15 protein-coding genes and 1 riboswitch are annotated in these 16,190 nt (G+C 64.6%); of the genes, 3 read left to right on the top strand and 12 right to left on the bottom strand.

All coding sequences use genetic code 11. The features are described 5' to 3' along the window. Position 1: 1 nt before the first annotated feature. From PC358_RS08865 to PC358_RS08850, 4 genes are all read right to left on the bottom strand, one after another. Complete coding sequence (locus tag PC358_RS08865; protein ID WP_033698947.1) at positions 2-790, bottom strand: ABC transporter ATP-binding protein; 789 nt, start codon at positions 788-790, stop codon at positions 2-4. Next, on the bottom strand, positions 787-1,803 hold the full coding sequence (locus PC358_RS08860) for a FecCD family ABC transporter permease (RefSeq protein WP_033698945.1): 1,017 nt from the start codon (positions 1,801-1,803) through the stop codon (positions 787-789). The genes PC358_RS08865 and PC358_RS08860 overlap by 4 nt, the downstream gene beginning before the upstream one ends. Beyond that, a complete protein-coding gene (locus PC358_RS08855; protein WP_033698943.1) occupies positions 1,803-2,813 on the bottom strand; it encodes an ABC transporter substrate-binding protein in 1,011 nt (336 codons plus the stop codon). The genes PC358_RS08860 and PC358_RS08855 overlap by 1 nt, the downstream gene beginning before the upstream one ends. A gap of 128 nt (positions 2,814-2,941) precedes the next feature. Beyond that, positions 2,942-3,134, bottom strand: a riboswitch (cobalamin riboswitch). Positions 3,135-3,162: 28 nt separating this feature from the next. Then, a complete protein-coding gene (locus tag PC358_RS08850; protein ID WP_033698941.1) occupies positions 3,163-4,329 on the bottom strand; it encodes an acetyltransferase domain-containing protein in 1,167 nt (388 codons plus the stop codon). A 260-nt stretch (positions 4,330-4,589) separates the two neighbouring features. On the opposite strand from PC358_RS08850, the gene PC358_RS08845 reads away from it, so the two are divergent. Beyond that, positions 4,590-5,336, top strand: a complete 747-nt coding sequence (locus tag PC358_RS08845; RefSeq protein WP_033698940.1) for an outer membrane beta-barrel protein — start codon at positions 4,590-4,592, stop codon at positions 5,334-5,336. Positions 5,337-5,405: 69 nt separating this feature from the next. On the opposite strand, the gene PC358_RS08840 is transcribed toward PC358_RS08845, so the two are convergent. The 3 genes from PC358_RS08840 to lpxO all read right to left on the bottom strand — a co-directional run bounded on the left by PC358_RS08840 (position 5,406) and on the right by lpxO (position 7,509). Then, entirely contained in the window at positions 5,406-5,975 is a 570-nt protein-coding gene (locus PC358_RS08840) for a GNAT family N-acetyltransferase (protein WP_033698938.1), read from the bottom strand. 76 nt (positions 5,976-6,051) lie between these two features. Next, a complete protein-coding gene (locus PC358_RS08835) occupies positions 6,052-6,396 on the bottom strand; it encodes a carboxymuconolactone decarboxylase family protein (RefSeq protein WP_033698936.1) in 345 nt (114 codons plus the stop codon). Positions 6,397-6,609: 213 nt separating this feature from the next. Then, positions 6,610-7,509 carry a lipid A hydroxylase LpxO gene (gene lpxO, locus PC358_RS08830; RefSeq protein ID WP_033698934.1) on the bottom strand — a complete coding sequence of 300 codons (900 nt, stop codon included), beginning with the start codon at positions 7,507-7,509 and terminating at the stop codon, positions 6,610-6,612. A gap of 157 nt (positions 7,510-7,666) precedes the next feature. Between lpxO and thpR the strand changes: the two genes are divergently transcribed. Continuing rightward, a complete protein-coding gene (gene thpR, locus PC358_RS08825) occupies positions 7,667-8,212 on the top strand; it encodes an RNA 2',3'-cyclic phosphodiesterase (protein WP_033698932.1) in 546 nt (181 codons plus the stop codon). A gap of 24 nt (positions 8,213-8,236) precedes the next feature. Here the strand turns inward: thpR and PC358_RS08820 are convergent, their stop codons facing one another. The 4 genes from PC358_RS08820 to PC358_RS08805 form a co-directional block, all read right to left on the bottom strand. Beyond that, the gene (locus tag PC358_RS08820; protein ID WP_033698930.1) at positions 8,237-10,666 is read right to left on the bottom strand and encodes a TonB-dependent siderophore receptor; all 2,430 of its coding nucleotides are present in this window, start codon (positions 10,664-10,666) and stop codon (positions 8,237-8,239) included. Positions 10,667-10,757: 91 nt separating this feature from the next. Beyond that, positions 10,758-11,735, bottom strand: coding sequence for a FecR family protein (locus tag PC358_RS08815; RefSeq protein ID WP_033698929.1), 978 nt, complete (start codon positions 11,733-11,735; stop codon positions 10,758-10,760). Further along, the gene (locus PC358_RS08810; RefSeq protein ID WP_033698927.1) at positions 11,732-12,238 is read right to left on the bottom strand and encodes a sigma-70 family RNA polymerase sigma factor; all 507 of its coding nucleotides are present in this window, start codon (positions 12,236-12,238) and stop codon (positions 11,732-11,734) included. The genes PC358_RS08815 and PC358_RS08810 overlap by 4 nt, the downstream gene beginning before the upstream one ends. Positions 12,239-12,668: 430 nt before the next feature. Beyond that, on the bottom strand, positions 12,669-13,574 hold the full coding sequence (locus PC358_RS08805) for an AraC family transcriptional regulator (protein ID WP_033698925.1): 906 nt from the start codon (positions 13,572-13,574) through the stop codon (positions 12,669-12,671). 180 nt (positions 13,575-13,754) lie between these two features. Here PC358_RS08805 and calA point away from each other — a divergent pair, with 180 nt between their 5' ends. After that, the gene (calA, locus tag PC358_RS08800) at positions 13,755-14,807 is read left to right on the top strand and encodes a vanillin reductase (RefSeq protein ID WP_033698923.1); all 1,053 of its coding nucleotides are present in this window, start codon (positions 13,755-13,757) and stop codon (positions 14,805-14,807) included. A 61-nt stretch (positions 14,808-14,868) separates the two neighbouring features. On the opposite strand, the gene PC358_RS08795 is transcribed toward calA, so the two are convergent. Next, positions 14,869-16,185: a WD40 repeat domain-containing protein gene (locus PC358_RS08795; protein ID WP_033698921.1), complete on the bottom strand. Its 1,317-nt coding sequence runs from the start codon at positions 16,183-16,185 to the stop codon at positions 14,869-14,871. Positions 16,186-16,190 lie beyond the last annotated feature (5 nt).

Below are 16,190 nucleotides of genomic sequence, written 5' to 3'. Positions count from 1 at the left end.
TTCAGGGGGCGCGAAAACGCAGAATGCGCGCGCCGTCGAAGGGGTCGGTGAGGTAGTGGGCGTGCACGCCGAAGGTACTCAGCAGGCGTTCGGGGGTGAGCACGTCGAACGGCTTGCCGAGGGCGACCAGGTGGCCTTGGTCGAGCACCGCGACGCGGTCGCAGGTCAGCGCCTGGTTGAGGTCGTGCAGGGCCACCAGGGTGGTGACCGACAGCGCCTGGACCTGTTGCAGCAGGCTCAACTGGTGCTGGATGTCCAGGTGGTTGGTTGGCTCGTCGAGCAGTAGCACCTGCGGGCGTTGGGCCAGGGCGCGGGCAATGTGCACACGCTGGCGTTCTCCACCTGAAAGCGAATGCCACAGGCGCGTGCGCAGGTGCAGCGCGTCAAGGTCGGCCAAGGCCTGCTCGACGATGGCACGGTCCTGGCTGGCGAACGGCGCCAGGGCCGACAGCCAGGGGGTACGGCCCAGGGCAACCGCGTCGTATACGCTGATCGCATCAGCTGTGTCCGCCTGCTGCTCGACCAGTGCCAGGGCCTGGGCAATGCGCCGGCGTGGCAGCTGCGCCAGGGGCTCACCCAGCAGGTCGACACGGCCACTGCCAGGCTTGCGCAAGCCCGCCAGCAGTTTTAGCAGGGACGATTTGCCAGAGCCGTTAGGGCCGACGATGGCCAGCGTTTCGCCCTGGATAGCGGCCAGGTCGATGTCGCGCAGCACGCTCCTGCCGCCCAGCTGCAAGCCCAGGCCCTGACAGGCAAGCGGGGCGATCTGCAGGTTGGCCATGACGGTCATGGGCGCCCCCGTCGGCTGACCAGTATCAGCGCGAACACCGGAGCGCCGATCAGCGCGGTGACCACGCCCACCGGGATCACCTGGCCTGGGATCAGCGTGCGCGACAGGATATCCGCAGTGATCAGAAACAATGCCCCACCCAGGGCGCTGGCCGGCAGCAGGCGGCTATGCCCGGGGCCGAGCAGCAGGCGCAGGGCGTGGGGAATCACCAGCCCGACAAAGCCGATGGCGCCGACGATGGACACCATCACTGCGGTCACCAGCGCGGCGCAACTGATCAACAGCAATTGGGTACGCCGCACCGGGATTCCCAGTGACGCCGCCGAATCGGTGCCAAAGGTAAAGGCATCCAGTGCGCGGCGATGCCACAGGCACACCACCAGCCCGAACAGCGCCACCGGCAATGCCAGCCACACCGACGGCCAGCGCACGCCGCTGAGGTTGCCCAGCAGCCAGAACAGAATGCCGCGTGCTTGCTCGGCGGTGGCCGACTTGGTGATGAGAAAGGCGGTAAGGGCGGTGAACAGCTGCGAGCCGGCAATGCCGGCAAGGATCACCTGAGCATTGTTGTTGCTCGGCCCGGCAGCGCGGGCTAGCACCAGCACCAGCGTGAAAGCCGCCAGCGCGCCGATGAAGGCACCGCCTGACATGCTCAGGGCCACGCTGCCCAGCCCCAGTAGGCCGACCAGCACCGCGCCGGTCGAGGCGCCAGCGGACAACCCCAGCAGGTAGGGTTCGGCCAGCGGGTTGCGCAGCAGCGCCTGCAGGATCACCCCGCACGTGGCCAGCCCGGCGCCGCAGGCGGCCGCCACCAGGGTGCGGGTCAGGCGGTAGTTCCAGACGATCCCGGCGTCGATCGGGTCGACCGGGTAACCGGCCTGCCACAGGTGATTGGCCAGCACCTGGTAGACCACGTTCGGCGCCAGGTCGCTCTCGCCGATCGCGGTACCGGCCAGCAGCGCGGCGCACAGGGCTGCCAAGGCCAGGACGCTGTAAGGCAACAAGCGGCTCATCACTGTGCCGCTTTACCGCTGGCGAACGCCGCAGACAGGGTCTGCAGGCCTCGGAACAGGCGGATGCCGGCCTGCATGGCGTCGGCGTCAAGGACGATGATGCGGTCGTGCTTCACCGCGTCCATGTTGCGGGTTACCGGGTCGTTGTGCAGGAACTCGAGTTTTTTCTGGTAGTCGTCTGCGGGGAAGCGGCGGCGGTCCATGCGGGCGATGATCAGCCAGGTCGGGTTGGCCTTGGCCAGGGTTTCCCAGCCCACGGTCGGCCATTCTTCGGTGGACTCGACCACGTTGCGTACGCCCAGGGTGCGCAGCATGAAGTCGGCGACGCCTTGGCGGCCAGCCACATAGGGGTCGATATCCAGGTCGGCGCTGGAGAACCAGAATAGTGCCGAGGTGTTGGACAGGTCCTTGCCGGCCAGTTGCGCCGTGGCGCTGTCCAGGCGGCCCTTGAGGTCGGCGTTCAACGTCGCACCGCGGTCTTGCACGTCGAAGATCTCCGCCAGCTGGCTGACGCTTTTATAGATGCTGTCGACCTGGAATGCCTGCAGGCGGGTGCCATCGGCACCCACCAGGTTGTCCTTGCCTTCGCAGTCCGAGGGCAACAGGTAGGTCGGGATCTTCAACTCGTCGAACTGTTCGCGGGTACCCACCACGCCTTGAGCGCCGACCATCCACTCGAATTGCACCGCCACCAGCTGCGGACGCTTGCCCACCACAGCCTCGAAGCTCGGGTCGTTGTCGGCCAGGCGCTCGACCTTGTCGTTCATGGCCTTGAACTCGGGCAGCACGTTGTTGAACCACAGCGACGTGCCGGCCAGCGTGTGGCCCAGGCCCAGTGCATAGAGGATTTCGGTGCCGGCCTGGCCGATGGTGACCGCACGCTCGGGGGCATGGGCGAAGGTCTGTGGCATGCCGCAGTTGTCGACCGTGAGCGGGTAGTGGGTGGCAGCGGCCTGGGCCAGGCCAGTGAGGCCGAGGCCAGCGATCAGGGCGGCTATACGGGGCAGCATGGTGGGGCGATCTCCTATCGAATGGTTCACGGCATGAACGCACGGACAGGCATCGCCGATGCCCCTTGCGCAGGGCAGGGGGCAGCACCCGCAAACGGGTGGAGATGGCCATCCCGGACACCCCGCCGGTTGGTGGATTTTCGCCGGCAGGTCTCCTGACTGGTGCGTCATGGCCCGGCTCCAGCCTTCCCGGATTGATCCAGTGGCATTGATGGAGCAGGCTCGGCACCTACAGTTGCGGGGGCAGTTCCGTTTGGCCCGGTGACGGGCCTGGGATTCCCTATTGATTCCGTGGTGGAAACCGGCGGCCCGCATGGTAGACCATCAGGCAACCGGGTGAAAACGCTTTTCAGAAGTACTTCAGCCAGGTGATGTCACGCCGCCGCGCCTTCATACGGGCGAACCCGCGTACCGGCAGGTACAGCGACACGGCCAGCAACGCGGCACTCAGCCACACCGCGGTGATGCCGTCGAAGCCGAAATAATCACCCTGGTTGTGACCGAACAGGGCGACGCAGGCCAGGTACAACAGCTTCAGCACATACAGGTGCAGCAGGTAGAAAAACATCGGTGCTGCGCCGTACACCGCAAGGGCGCTGATCCAGCGCGCCTGGCCGACGCGCTCGAAGCCGCGCAACAGCAGCAGGCCGCAGCCCAGGGTGAGGGCGAGGAACAGCAAGCTGGGCGGGTACTTGGTGATGTTGAAGAAGCTCATCAGTGTCTGCGTCAACGTCGGGTACCCGCTCCAGGGGGCTTCGCCATAGCCGTTGAGCATGCGCAGCACGATAAAGCCGAGCAGCGCGATCGCCCCGGCCAGCAACAGCCGGTGTTGGCGTTGACCTGCATCGCTGTTGCGGGCGAACCAGGGGCCGAGGCCGTAACCCAGGGCGATTACGCCGATCCAGGGCAACACGGGGTACGAGGTGCGCAGGCGCAGGGTGTCGGAAAACGCCAGCCAACCGCGGTCATGCAGGATCGCCCACGGCACGTGCATGGCCGATTCTGTGCCGAAGTGCAGGGGGTCGAGCAGGTTGTGGCCACCGACGATGATTGCACCCAGGGCGATCAGCGCCGCACGTGGCAACCACACCAGCAGCGACAGCGCGATCATGCTCACGCCGATAGCCCAGATCACCTGCAGGTAGACCACGCTGGGGGGCAGCTGGAAGGTCCAGGCGAAGTTGACCAAGGTGAACTCCAGCACCACCAGAAACAGCCCGCGCTTGAACAGGAAGGCGCAGACGTCGCTGCGGCCCTGATACTTCTCGCCATACAACCAGGCCGACAAGCCAGTCAGCAGGACGAACACCGGCGCACACAGGTGGGCCAGGGTGCGGCTGAAGAACAGCGATGGGTCGGTGGCGTCGATGGCCATCGGGTCGCTGACCTGGCGATGGAGGAAAAAGGTCTCGCGGACGTGGTCCAGGAGCATGAACAGGATCACCAGGCCGCGCAGGGCATCGATGCTCTGCAGGCGCTGGGTGAGGAGAGTGGGGGTTGCGCTGGCGCTGGTCATGAGGGGTCGCTGGTAGGAATGGAGTGTTGTTATGAAATGTTATCTTATATCTTTATTCGGGTTTCCGGCAATGACGGTTTAGGTTGAATTCAGGCATGCACCCCACCAACTACCTTGCGCGTCAATTTCTGGCGCCCCAGAAATACCTTTTAAAAACATCGCATTGCGCGTTCTAACTGATTTCTTTTCGAACTTTCTCGACAGCGTGTGTCTCGAACCGATCGTTCATCATTTATTCACAAGTCATGGAGACTCCACGCATGTCCGCTCGTCATCTGCTGCGTCACACCTGCCTGCTTGCCCTTATTGCATCGCCCCTGGCGGCCACCGCCGCGCCCAGCACCGACCCTCTGTTCACCTTCGGCCTGCTGGGTGCCTACGACAAATTCAAGTTCGAAGGGGGCAGCGAAACTGACAAGGAACACCTGGGCCAGGGCGGTGTGTTCGCTACCTTCGGCAACAAGATGACCGCCGAATCCGGCTTCATCTACCAGATCGGTGCCGAGGCCAAGTACGGCAAGAAGAACGACAACAAACTCAAGGAGGCCCAGGCCGACCTTGACCTCGGCTGGCGTGCGGCGCTGGATGCCCGCAACTTCGTCGACGTGACCGTGGGCGGTGGTTACAGCTGGTCGCGCTTCGAGCCCGAAATCAACGACCTGGACACCAAACTCACCGTCAAATCGCCCTTCGCCAAGGCAGCGCTGGGCTACAACCACCAGTTCGAAGCCTCGACCCTGCGTGTGGAAGTGGGCGCACGGCATACCCTCGATGGCCGAGCACGCCTGAAGGTGGATGATTTTGGCAGCGACAGCGTGGACCTCAAGGACCGCACCAACCCTTATGCCGAGGTAACGCTGCTGATGAACCAGCAGGGCGGCATGCCGGTGCAGGCCGGGGTCTACTACACCCGCACTGAATACAAGCTCGATGGCGACTCGCCCGTGGCGGACAACACCAAGCTCAAGCGTGACGAGTTTGGTTTCAAGGTCGGCTTGGCGTTCTAAGCTGCGATTGGCCAACGCCGTGGTACGTGTAGGAGCCGCGCAAGCGTGCTCCTATCCCGGGGTTGACGATTAACGCCCGCGCCGCCGCGACACCCGGGCCTCGATATTCTTGCGCCCGATCAGCAAGGCGGGTTTTTCCACCACGGGCTCATCCGCCAGCCACTTGTACATCACCAGGCAATCCACCAGGCCCAGGCGGGCGTGGCGGAATGCCTTGGGCAGGCGGCCGACGGTGTCGAAGCCAAGCTTGTGCCACAGCGCCACGGCCACTTCGTTGCTGGCCACGACCGAATTGAACTGCAACGCAAGAAACCCTTCCTGACGCGCCAGCTTCTGCGAATGCTCGCACATAGCACGGGCCACGCCACGGCCGCGTGCGGCCTCGCACACCATGTAGCCACAGTTGCCCACATGGGCACCGGGGCCGGTGGCATTGGCTTTGAGGTAGTACGAGCCCAGCAGCTCACCGGCGTCCTCCAGCACCCACGTATGCAGGGGTAGCTCCAGCCACAAGTGCCGGGCCTGTTCGAAGCTCAAGGCGGGGTCGAAGGCGTAGGTTTCGCGGGCCTGGACAATGGCCTGGAAGGTGGGCCAGAAGCGCTCGAAGTCCTCAAGCGTCATGGGGCGGATGTGGCTCATGGTGGATCCTGCAATGGCTGGCCGCCAAGTCTGGGTGGCGCGGCGCCATCGCGCAAGGGCGATGCGCCGCGTGGGCTCAGCCGGTGGCCTTGCCGACTGCATCCATGGCGCGTGCCGAGTAGACCAGTGCGGCCCCGGCATTCATCGCCACGGCCACACCGAGGGCCTCGGCGATCTCTTCGCGGCTGGCGCCGTGTTTCACCGCTTGCTGCGAGTGCACGGCGATACAGCCGTCGCAGCGGGTGGTCACGGCCACTGCCAGGGAGATCAGCTCACGGGTCTTGGCGTCCAGGTGGTTGGTCTTGGCGCCCGCACCGCTGGCGGTCATGTAGCCGGCCACGGTGTCGGGGGACAACTGCTTGAGGTCGCCGATGCCGGCCATCAACTGCTTACGGTAGGCGTCCCAGTCCATCATGCTCATCGTCTTCACCTTGGGAAGGGTTGCGAGTGGAGCTTTCAGGCTAGTCGATGTTAAGGATGCCTGTGTGCTGTCTGTGTAGAAGCGGCCTTGCGTCGCGAACGGGCTGCGTAGCGGCCCCTGTATTTCAACGTCACTGCAAGTACCCAGGGGCCGCTACGCAGCCCGTTCGCGACGCAAGGCCGCTCCTACAACGACAGCACCCACGCCGAAGCGTCAGATGTAGATAAACACCAGTACCAGCGCTGCCACCACCGCCCACTTCTCCAGGTAGTAGCGCATGCGGTTGCGCTTTTTCAGCGCCTTGCCGCGCTCTCGGATCTTGTAGATGCGGGTGAACAGCCGGTTGATGCCGCCGGTCTTGTCGTTGGCATCGTTGGGCGCGGCAGCGGCAGCCATGACGTTGCGGCTGAACCATCGGTTGAATGCGGTTGCCCAGCGGTACTTGAGCGGGCGCTCGACATCGCAGAACAGAATGATGCGGTTGTGCTCGGTGGTGTTGGCGGCGTAGTGGATGTAGGTTTCATCGAAGATCACCCCCTCACCGTCGCGCCACGAATACTTCTCGCCGTCCACATCGATGTAGCAGCCGTCGTCGTTCGGCGTGTCCAGGCCCAGGTGGTAGCGGTAGGACCCGGCATACGGGTCGCGGTGGCGCACCAGCTTGGCGCCCGGTGGCAGGGTGGCGAACATCGCCGCCTTGACCGTGCCGATACCTTGCAGCAACTCGGTGGTACGCGGGCACAGGGCCATGGCAGACGGGTGGCTTTCGCCGTACCACTTCAGGTAGAAGCGCTTCCAGCCGGTCTTGAAGAACGAGTTGAAGCCCACGTCGTCATAATTCTCGGACTTCTTGATTTCGCCCACGTGCAGCAACTGCTGAGCCTCGGCACGGATTTCCTGCCAGTGATCCTGCAGCGGTTGCAGTTCAGGGAAGGCCTCGACCGGCAGGTAAGGTTTGGCCGGGTGCTTGGAAAACAGGTAAAGGAAGCTGTTGACCGGCGCCAGGAAGCTGGAGTGGTCGCCCAGTTGGCGAGTCAGCTTGTGACGAACCCGACCGCGCAGGTGAACATAGGCGATCGAGAGAACGAAAAGGAGTACGAGTGCAATTTTCATGGACGTTTACTTGTCGAAAAATGGCCATGCGCCATGGCATAAGCTCGCCAGCATAAACAATCATGGGGGCAGTTTGTACTTATTGTTACGTGACTACCGCGCGACTTAGGTGTAATGGCCTAGCGCTTGCGCAAACGATTCACGCCAAGGAGATCACATGGTTCAGGACGCTCGCGCCAGTGGCGCCCCCTTCAAACGGCTGTTTTTCGCCTTGCCGGTCAGCGATGCCCAGCGCCGTGCCCTGGCCCAGTGGCGGCGCGGCTTGAACCTGCGCAGCGGCAAGCCGGTACCGGCCGACAACTTCCATGTGACGCTGCTGTTTTTGGGGGATGTGGACACTGCCCTGGTGCCGGCGATCTGCGCTGCGGTCGACGTGCTCAAGCGCCCGGCTGCGCCGCCGCGCCTGTTGCTTGACCGCTTGCAGGTGTGGCCGCGCGCCGGCGCCCTGGTGCTTGAGCCGCAACAAACGCCGCCGGCCTTGTTGCAGCTGGTCTATGGCTTGCAGCAGGCGCTGCTGCCCTTGGGCCTGGAGGCGGCGAGCCGCGAGTACCGCCCGCACCTGACCTTGTCCAGGGACTATCGCGGCCAGCCGCCAGAGGCCGCCAGCGCCCCGGAGTTCTTCCTGGCCGCGCGGCATTTCACCCTGTACGAGTCGCGCAAGGGCGTTTACTGGCCGCTTGCGCAATGGCCGATGGCCGACTGACGCCTGCTCGGAACGTTCTGCTGCTTAAAACTCAGGGGTGTACTTGACCGTCAGCATGAAGTTGCGCGGTTCGCCGTAGTTGTTGCTGCCATTGAGCTGGTTGAAGCCGGCGACCCAGTACTTCTTGTCGAACAGGTTGTTGGCGTTCACTGCCAAATTCACTTCCGGCGTCAGCTGGTAGGCCAGGCGCGCGCTCCATACGGTGTAGCCGGGCACGGTGTAGGTGCGCTCGTAGCCCAAGGTGTGGCTTTGGCTGGTGAAGCCCAGGCCGGTGCTCCAGCGCTGGCTGTCCAGCGGCAGGGTGTAGTCGGCCCAGGCGCGCAGCATGTGCTTGGGGGTCCACTGGCTGAATACGCGGCCTTCGTTATCTGGGTCGTCGAGGAACTTGGTGGTGTTGTAGGTATAACCTGCGAACAGTTGCAGGCCGCTGAGCACCTCGCCGCTGATCTCGGCCTCGATGCCCTGGCTGCGCACCTTGCCCGCCGCGGTGGAGCAGTACCCGCCATCACAGGCAAAGCCCGAGGCCACGTCGGTAACCGCGCGGTTTTCCTGGTCGTAGCGGAACAGCGCCAGCGAGGCGTTGACCCGGCCGTCCAGCAACTCGCCCTTCAGGCCCGTTTCGTAGTTGCTGCCGATCACCGGCTTGAGAGGGGCATTGCCGAGGGCGCGCTCGGTCTGCGGGACGAAGACATCGGTGTAGCTGGCGTACCAGGCCCATTCGCGGGTCAGGTCGTAGACAAATCCTGCATACGGTGTCACTTCCCCTGTTTCGGTCATGTGGCTGGTGGGGTTGACCTGGCCTGGGTTGAGGCCGCGGTAAGTGGTAGTGGCATAGCTGTAGTCGAACCAACTGACACGCGACCCCAGAATCAGCGTCAAACGGTCAGTCGGCTTGACCCGCCAGGCACCGTACAAGCCTTTTTGGCGGATATCATAGGCGCTGCGTTCGGAACGCCCGAAGGGGGTTGCAAGCAAGCTGTCGCGGCTGGGCTCGGGGCGATCATGGTCGATGTCGAAAATGTTGTCATTGCCACCAAAGGTGCGCCAGTAACCATCATCGGTGGTCAGCTTGGAGTAGTTGCCACCGAGGGTCACCTCGTGGGCCAGGGGGCCGGTGTCGAAGTGCCCCACCAGGTTCATGTCCAGGCCCAGTTTGGTTGAGTGGAAGTCTGTGATCCAGTCGGCATATTCGAGGCCACTGCCGTCAGGCTCCAGGCCTTCCAGCACCGTTTGCGTCCGTTGATGGGTGGACGTGTTGGTTTCGCCCATACGCAGGGCTGCAGCCTTGAAGGTCCAATCGTCGTCGAAGCGGTGCTCAAGGTCCATGTAGTAGGTGGTGACGTCAGTCTGCGCCCGGTTCCAGCGGGCGCCGGTGAAGGTCGAGCGTGGCAGGTCAACCGGTTCACCGGTGGCATAGCGAGGGATGCCACGCAGCATCGGCCGCGACTGCTGGCGGTTGTAGCTGATGCCGGCACCCACGGTGGTGGCGTCGTTCAGGTCGATGTCCAGTGCGCCATACAGCGAGTGCGATTTGCTCCACTGGTAGTCGATGAAACTGTCGCTCTGGTCCTCGTCAGCGACAAACCGACCGCGCACACGCCCATCGGCGGTCAATGGGCCGCCTGCGTCCAGTTGCAGGCCATAGTGGTCCCAGGAGCCGGCCTTGCCGGTGACAGTGACCGTCGGGGTGGCCTGGCCACGCTTGCGCACGAGGTTGATCGCGCCGCCGGGGCTGCCGGTGCCTTGCAACAGGCCCGAGGCGCCGCGCAGCACCTCCACGCGGTCGAAGAACACCAAGTCCTGGGTTGCCCAGTTGCCCAGCGAGTAGGTGTTGCGTGGAATCGGCACGCCGTCGTACTGCCAGTCGTCGATCTGGAAGCCGCGCGAAGTCACCACCACGCCAGGGCCGATGCCCTGTGCGCCGACGATCCCGGTGGTGTGGTTGAGTGCATCCTGCAGGTCGGTGATGCCTTGGTCGTCCAGCTGTTTACGGGTGATCACCGTCACCGACTGGGGAATTTCCTTGAGGCTGTGGGTGCCTTTGCCAAGGGTCACCGCACGGGCTGCGTACGAGCCACTGCCTTCGCTGGTGGCATCCAGGTAGTTGTCGGTGATGCTGGTACTGCCAAGCTCCAGCACGTCGGTCTCAGGGGTGGCCGGGGCGACGCTGAAGTGCCCGCTGCTGGTGAGCCGCAATTGCAGGCCGCTACCGGCAAGGGCGGCTTGCATGGCTTGCTCGGCGCTCATCTGGCCGACCACCGCGGGCGCTTGCTTGCCACGCACTCGTTGCGGTTCGAGGGCGATGATGTAGCCGCTCTGGCTCGCGATCCGGTTAAGGGTGGTAGCCAGGCTGGCGGGCGGCAGGTCGAACGCCAGGGTCTGCACCTGGGCATGGGCGTTGAGGCTGGTCAGGGCGACGACGAGGGGCAGGGCGCGGGGCCAGAGGTTGAGCACAGAATTCTCCCGAATGAAGTGGCTTGTCAGGAGATAGGTGGGATGAGAAACGAAAACCGGACACGTCTGCGAATGATTTTCACAAATATTTTCATTTATTGTGCTCGGGGCCGATCATCATCAGCCACGGGCCATAGCGCTCGACGCTGATCGGCAGGGCCTCGGCCAGGGCCGCCAGCGCCTGCTGTGGCTGGTCCAGCGGGAATACACCTTGCACGCGTATGTCACGTACCGCTGGCGCTACCCGGATATAGCCCCGCTGGTACGGCCGCAGCGCATCGACCACGGCATGCAGCGGTTCGTCGAGCACTTCCAGGCGGCCCTGCAGCCAGGCTGCGCGTTGTTGTTGCTCGCCATCCAGACGCTGGATGCCATCGCTGCGCAGCAGTGCTGCCTGCCCCTGTTGCAGGTCTTGCCAGCGGCCATCGGGCAGGCTGGCGCGCACGCTGTGCTCGAACACCACAACGCGGGTGGCGTTGGCTTCCTGGCTCACCAGGAAACGGGTGCCCAATGCCTGCACCTGCCCTTGCGCCGTGCGCACCCGCAGCGGCCGGAGCGGGTCTGCCGCGACCTGGATCAACAGCTCTCCGCGGCGCAGTATCAGCAGCCGTTGGTTGGCATCGAAGTCCAGGTCGACGGCACTGCCACTGTTGAGGCTCAGGCGGCTGCCATCGGCCAAGGTGAAGCTGCGCCGCTCGCCACTGGCGGTGTGCAGGTCGGCCAGCCAGTTTTGCGCCCCGTCGCTGCGCCAGCCGCCCCAGGCTGCGGCAGCAGCGACGCTCAGGCCAGCCAGGGCCCCTAGCACTTCGCGTCGGGAGTGGGTAGGGGCGAGCAGGACCTGGCGCGCATCGGCGGCATGCCCGGGGGCGCGCCGGTCCAGCGCGCGCAACGCGGCAAACGGGCTGCCGACGCGCTGTTGCAAGCGGTCCCAGGCCCGTTGGTGCGCGGGGTCCTGGCGCAACCAGTGGGCCAGGCGTTGCAGCAATGCCTCGTCTGGCGTGCCGGCCTTCAGCGCGACCATCCAGTCGATGGCCTGCTCGCTTATCGGGTCCAGGCCGGCTGCGCTCATGCTTGCACCTCGCACAGGTAGCACTGGCGCAGGGCCTGCTTCATGTAGCGGCTGACGGTGCGTTCACTGATCTGCAGCCGGGCGGCGATGTCGACATAGCTCATGCCGTCGAGCTGGCTGAACAGGAAGGTGGCCTTGACCACGGCGGGCAAACCGTCCAGCACCTTATCGATGGCCACCAGTGCCTCGATCAGCAGCAATTGCTCTTCGGCCGAAGGGGCGACTGGCTCGGGCAGCAGTGCCAAGCGTTCGAGGTAGGCCTCTTCGAGTTGGCGGCGGCGATGCCGGTCGAAGATCAGCCGCCGGGCGATGGTCGAGAGGTAGGCGCGCGGCTGCTGGATGCTGTCCGGGTCGACACGCGCGCCGAGCATCTGGCAGAACGCTTCGGCCGCAGTGTCTTCGGCGTCGGCGCGATTGCGCAGGCGTTTGAAGATGTGTTGGAGCAGCCAGCGGTGATGGTCGCTGAAGAAGAAGCCCAGCTTGCGGGTCGAGGTGCTGTCCAACGCCTGGCATCCAGTTGTGAGTGTGAATCGTTCTCAATGGTAACTGGGGAGTCTGGTGGGTAGCAATGGGGGCGTGGGTCTTCGGGGTGTACGGCTGGGTTTGGCGGTGGGGCGGATATCGAGCGCCGCCCGCGCGGCGCTTCGCGGGGCAAGCCCGCTCCCACTGTCTACCTCCGGCCAGTGCTGTCAGTTACATTTCCACTGCCAGCCTTGGTGCATGGCATGAGGTTGAGGTGAAGCAAACAGCACCCGCCTCAATATCGAGTCGGGCACACAAGGCGGACAGTGAAGATGCCACAGGCATAATTGGCCGAAGGTAGACAGTGGGAGCGGGCTTGCCCCGCGAAGCGCCGCGCGGGCGGCGCTCGATATCCGCTCCCCCACACATCCCCAGCCAGGCACCTGAACACCCCACACATTCCCCCCGCAACTAAACCGGCAAGCTCTGATAAGCCGTCTCATCCCCAGGGCTGCGGTCAAACTGGCGCTTGTACTCGCGGCTGAACTGCGAGGTGCTCTGGTACCCCACCCGGTGCGCCGCCTGCGCCACGCCAAGGCCCTCACCAATCAGGATCTGCTGCGCCTTGAGCAGCCGCAGGCGCTTGAGGTACTGCATCGGCGCCATGTCGGTGCAGCGCTTGAAGTGTTCGTGGAAGGTCGACACGCTCATGTTGGCACGCGCAGCCAGTGCCTCGACACTCAGTGGCTCGGTGTAGTGTTCGCGCAGGTGGGCGAGGGCGGCGCCGATGCGGGCGAAATGCCCCTGCTGCTCGACCAGTGCCCGCAGCACCCCGGCCTGCGGGCCGCGCAGCGCGGTATACAGCACTTCGCGCACCCGTGCCGGGCCGAGCACCTTGGCATCCAGCGGGTCCTGCAGGCACTGCAGCAGCCGCTCGACACTGTCGCGCATGGGCGCATCCAGGGCCGCCGACGTCATCGACTGCGGGGTCTGCGCCTGTACGGCGGCATCCGGGGCCAGGTCCATGCTTTGCACCAGTTCACCGAGCACGCCACGGTCAATGTCCACCGCCACGCCCAACAGAGGCGCATCACCGGTGGCAAAGGTTTCACACATGAACGGCACCGACAGCGCCTGGACCAGGTAGTGGCCGGCGCCGTACTCCAGGGTGCGTGGCCCCAGGCGCGCGAGTTTGCTGCCCTGGGCCAGGATCATCAGGCTCGGCTCGTAGATCTGCGGGCTGCTGGCCACATAGTGGTCCCAGCTCAGCACCTGAACCTGGGGCAGGTGGGTGGGGACGAAGCCCGGACGCGTGGTGAGGCGGCGGATCAGCGCGCAAAGGTGGGCATTGGCGTCGACGTGACGAGTGAGCTGCATGGTTAACCTGGACAGAGAATCAGACAGTTGCATCATCGCAGATTGAAGGTCTAGCGTCAGATGCTGGCAGGCAACTCCGGAGAATCGGGCATGGATGCCGGAGAATCTGCGGTGGGCGAGGGGGGGCATGACGCGCAGAATGCGCCGCCTGAATCGTTTCACTTTTTTGCGAGGTCCCGCATGTACACCGCCATCGGTTATGCCGCCCAAACTTCGACCAGCCCACTGGCCCCCATGACCTTCGAACGCCGCAGCCCGCGCCCGGACGACGTCGCTATCGACATCCTGTATTGCGGCGTGTGCCACTCCGACATCCACCAGGCACGCAACGAGTGGGGCATCGCCGTGTACCCGCTGATGCCGGGCCACGAGATCATCGGCCGCGTCACCGCCGTGGGCGACAAGGTGTCTGCACACAAGGTCGGCGACCTGGTAGGCGTCGGCTGCATGGTCGACTCGTGCCGCCACTGCGAGGCATGCGCCAAGGACCTGGAGCAATACTGCCTGGAAGGCCCGACCATGACCTATGCCACCCCGGACCGGGTCGATGGCAGCAACACCATGGGCGGCTACTCCAGCAGCATCGTGGTCAGCGAGCACTTTGTGGTGCGTATCCCCGCCGGCATGGACCTGCCCAGCGCAGCGCCTATCCTGTGCGCCGGCATCACCACCTATTCACCGCTCAAGCACCACGGTGTAGGGCCGGGCCACAAGGTCGGCATCCTGGGTATGGGCGGCCTCGGCCACATGGGCATCAAGCTGGCCAAGGCCCTGGGCGCGGAAGTGACCTTGTTCACCCGCTCCCAGGCCAAGGCCGAAGAAGCCCGCCGCCAGGGTGCCGACCATGTGATCGTGTCCACCGATGACGAGCAGATGCGTGCTGCGGCCGGCCATTTTGACTTCCTGCTCGACACCATCCCGGTGCAGCACGACCTCAACCCGTACCTGGAAACCCTCAAGTTCGATGGCGTGCACATCCTGGTCGGTCTGATCGAACCTATCGACCCGGCGGTGCACGCGGCCAACCTGGTGCTCAAGCGCCGGGTACTGGCCGGGTCGTTGATCGGCGGTATCGCCGAGACTCAGGAAGTGCTGGATTTCTGTGCCGAGCACGACATCCGTTGCGACATCGAAATGCTCGATATCCGCAATATCAACCAGGCTTACGAGCGGATGATTGCCGGCGATGTGAAGTATCGCTTCGTGATCGACATGGCCACGCTTCAGGGCTGATCCACGGGTTGGCCTGCACTGGCCCTTTCGCGGCGTTGCCCGCGAAAGGGCCAGTGCAGATTTACCAGACCAGCGCCTTGTCCCACCCCTTCCAGAACAACCACCGCCGTACTTCGCCATGCTCCCCGGTGCCGATCTGCCATTCAGGCCGCCCGCTGCCCAGGGCAATCACCGAAATGAAGCCGGCATGGCTCGCCGCAACCAGCGTGCGCCCGTCAGCGCTGATGTCCATGGCACTGATGGTCGAACCCAGGTAGTGCTGCCAGTGTTCCGCGCCATCCTCGCCAAAGGCCCGCAAGTAGCCGTAGGCGTCACCGACGATATACTCGCCATCGCCTGCGACCCCAGCGTAAACCCGCGCCCCATCCTGCAGCAGCGGTGTGCGTGGGTCTTCACTGTAGTAGTCGGTATCCAGCCCCGGCAGGTCGGCCACGCGTACCCCGAGCGTGCCGCCGTTGTAGAAGTGGCAGGCATTGACGATCAACTGGTCGCCGCGGCGGTTGAACAGGGCGAAATGTGGGTACTCACCACCTGGGCCTACCTGCGCCACCAGCGCCAACTGATCGTCCAACACCAGATGGCGGCTGCTCTGCTCGCCGACCACGATCAGGCGCCCATCCGGCGACACCGCACCATGCTCCATGGCCAGGCCCAAGGCGATATCGTCCGGGTCGGTGCCTTCGGCTAGCTCTTCGAGTATTTGCGATTGGCGCGGCAGCAACCGGGCGGCGCCTTCGGCCGCCAGCAGGAAGATGCCCTCGGCGCTCACCAGCAGTACCCGTTGGCCTTGCGCGAAGGGCACCAGCGTGGTGGGGGTCGGCGGCAGGTCGAAGGGGTCGAAGGGGTAACCGGCTGGCAGCCCCTCCAACCCGCTAGGCCAAGGGAGCCGGGCGACCTGCGGGCCGCCCCAGCCATCGGTCACGCGCACGCCCTCGGCGTTGGCCAGGGCAAAGTAGCGGCGTTGCGGGCAACGGCCGAAATGCTCGATACCGATGACCGGCGTCACGCCCTGCTGATCGATGCGTACTACCTGGCCCTTTTCATAGGGCATGCCAATGCGTGCGAGCAGGCTGCCGTCGTCCAGCAGCAAGACATTGCTGATACCTTGCCCATGCGTGTCGAGCAATGGCACCAGCGGCAGGTGTGCAGGCGGCCAGGCCGTGCGGAAGGCCTGGCGTTGCTGTTCGTCTACCCCCGGCTGGTTGATCGCTTGCAGGGCGGCCTGCCAGGCGTCGAGCAAGTGCTCGGTGGCAGCGTGCTGGGGTTCTTCGAGGTCATCCCAGCCCTGCTCGCAGCCTTGCGCGACGTAGCGGTTGATGGCCTGGGCGTAGGCGGTGACCGCCTGCTGCCACTGCTGCTGGGGTTGTTGCTTGTCCATGGGCG

Origin of the sequence: Pseudomonas capeferrum, from assembly GCF_000731675.1 — a bacterium.
Lineage (GTDB): Bacteria > Pseudomonadota > Gammaproteobacteria > Pseudomonadales > Pseudomonadaceae > Aquipseudomonas > Aquipseudomonas capeferrum.
This window is presented reverse-complemented; position numbering and strand designations above follow the sequence as displayed.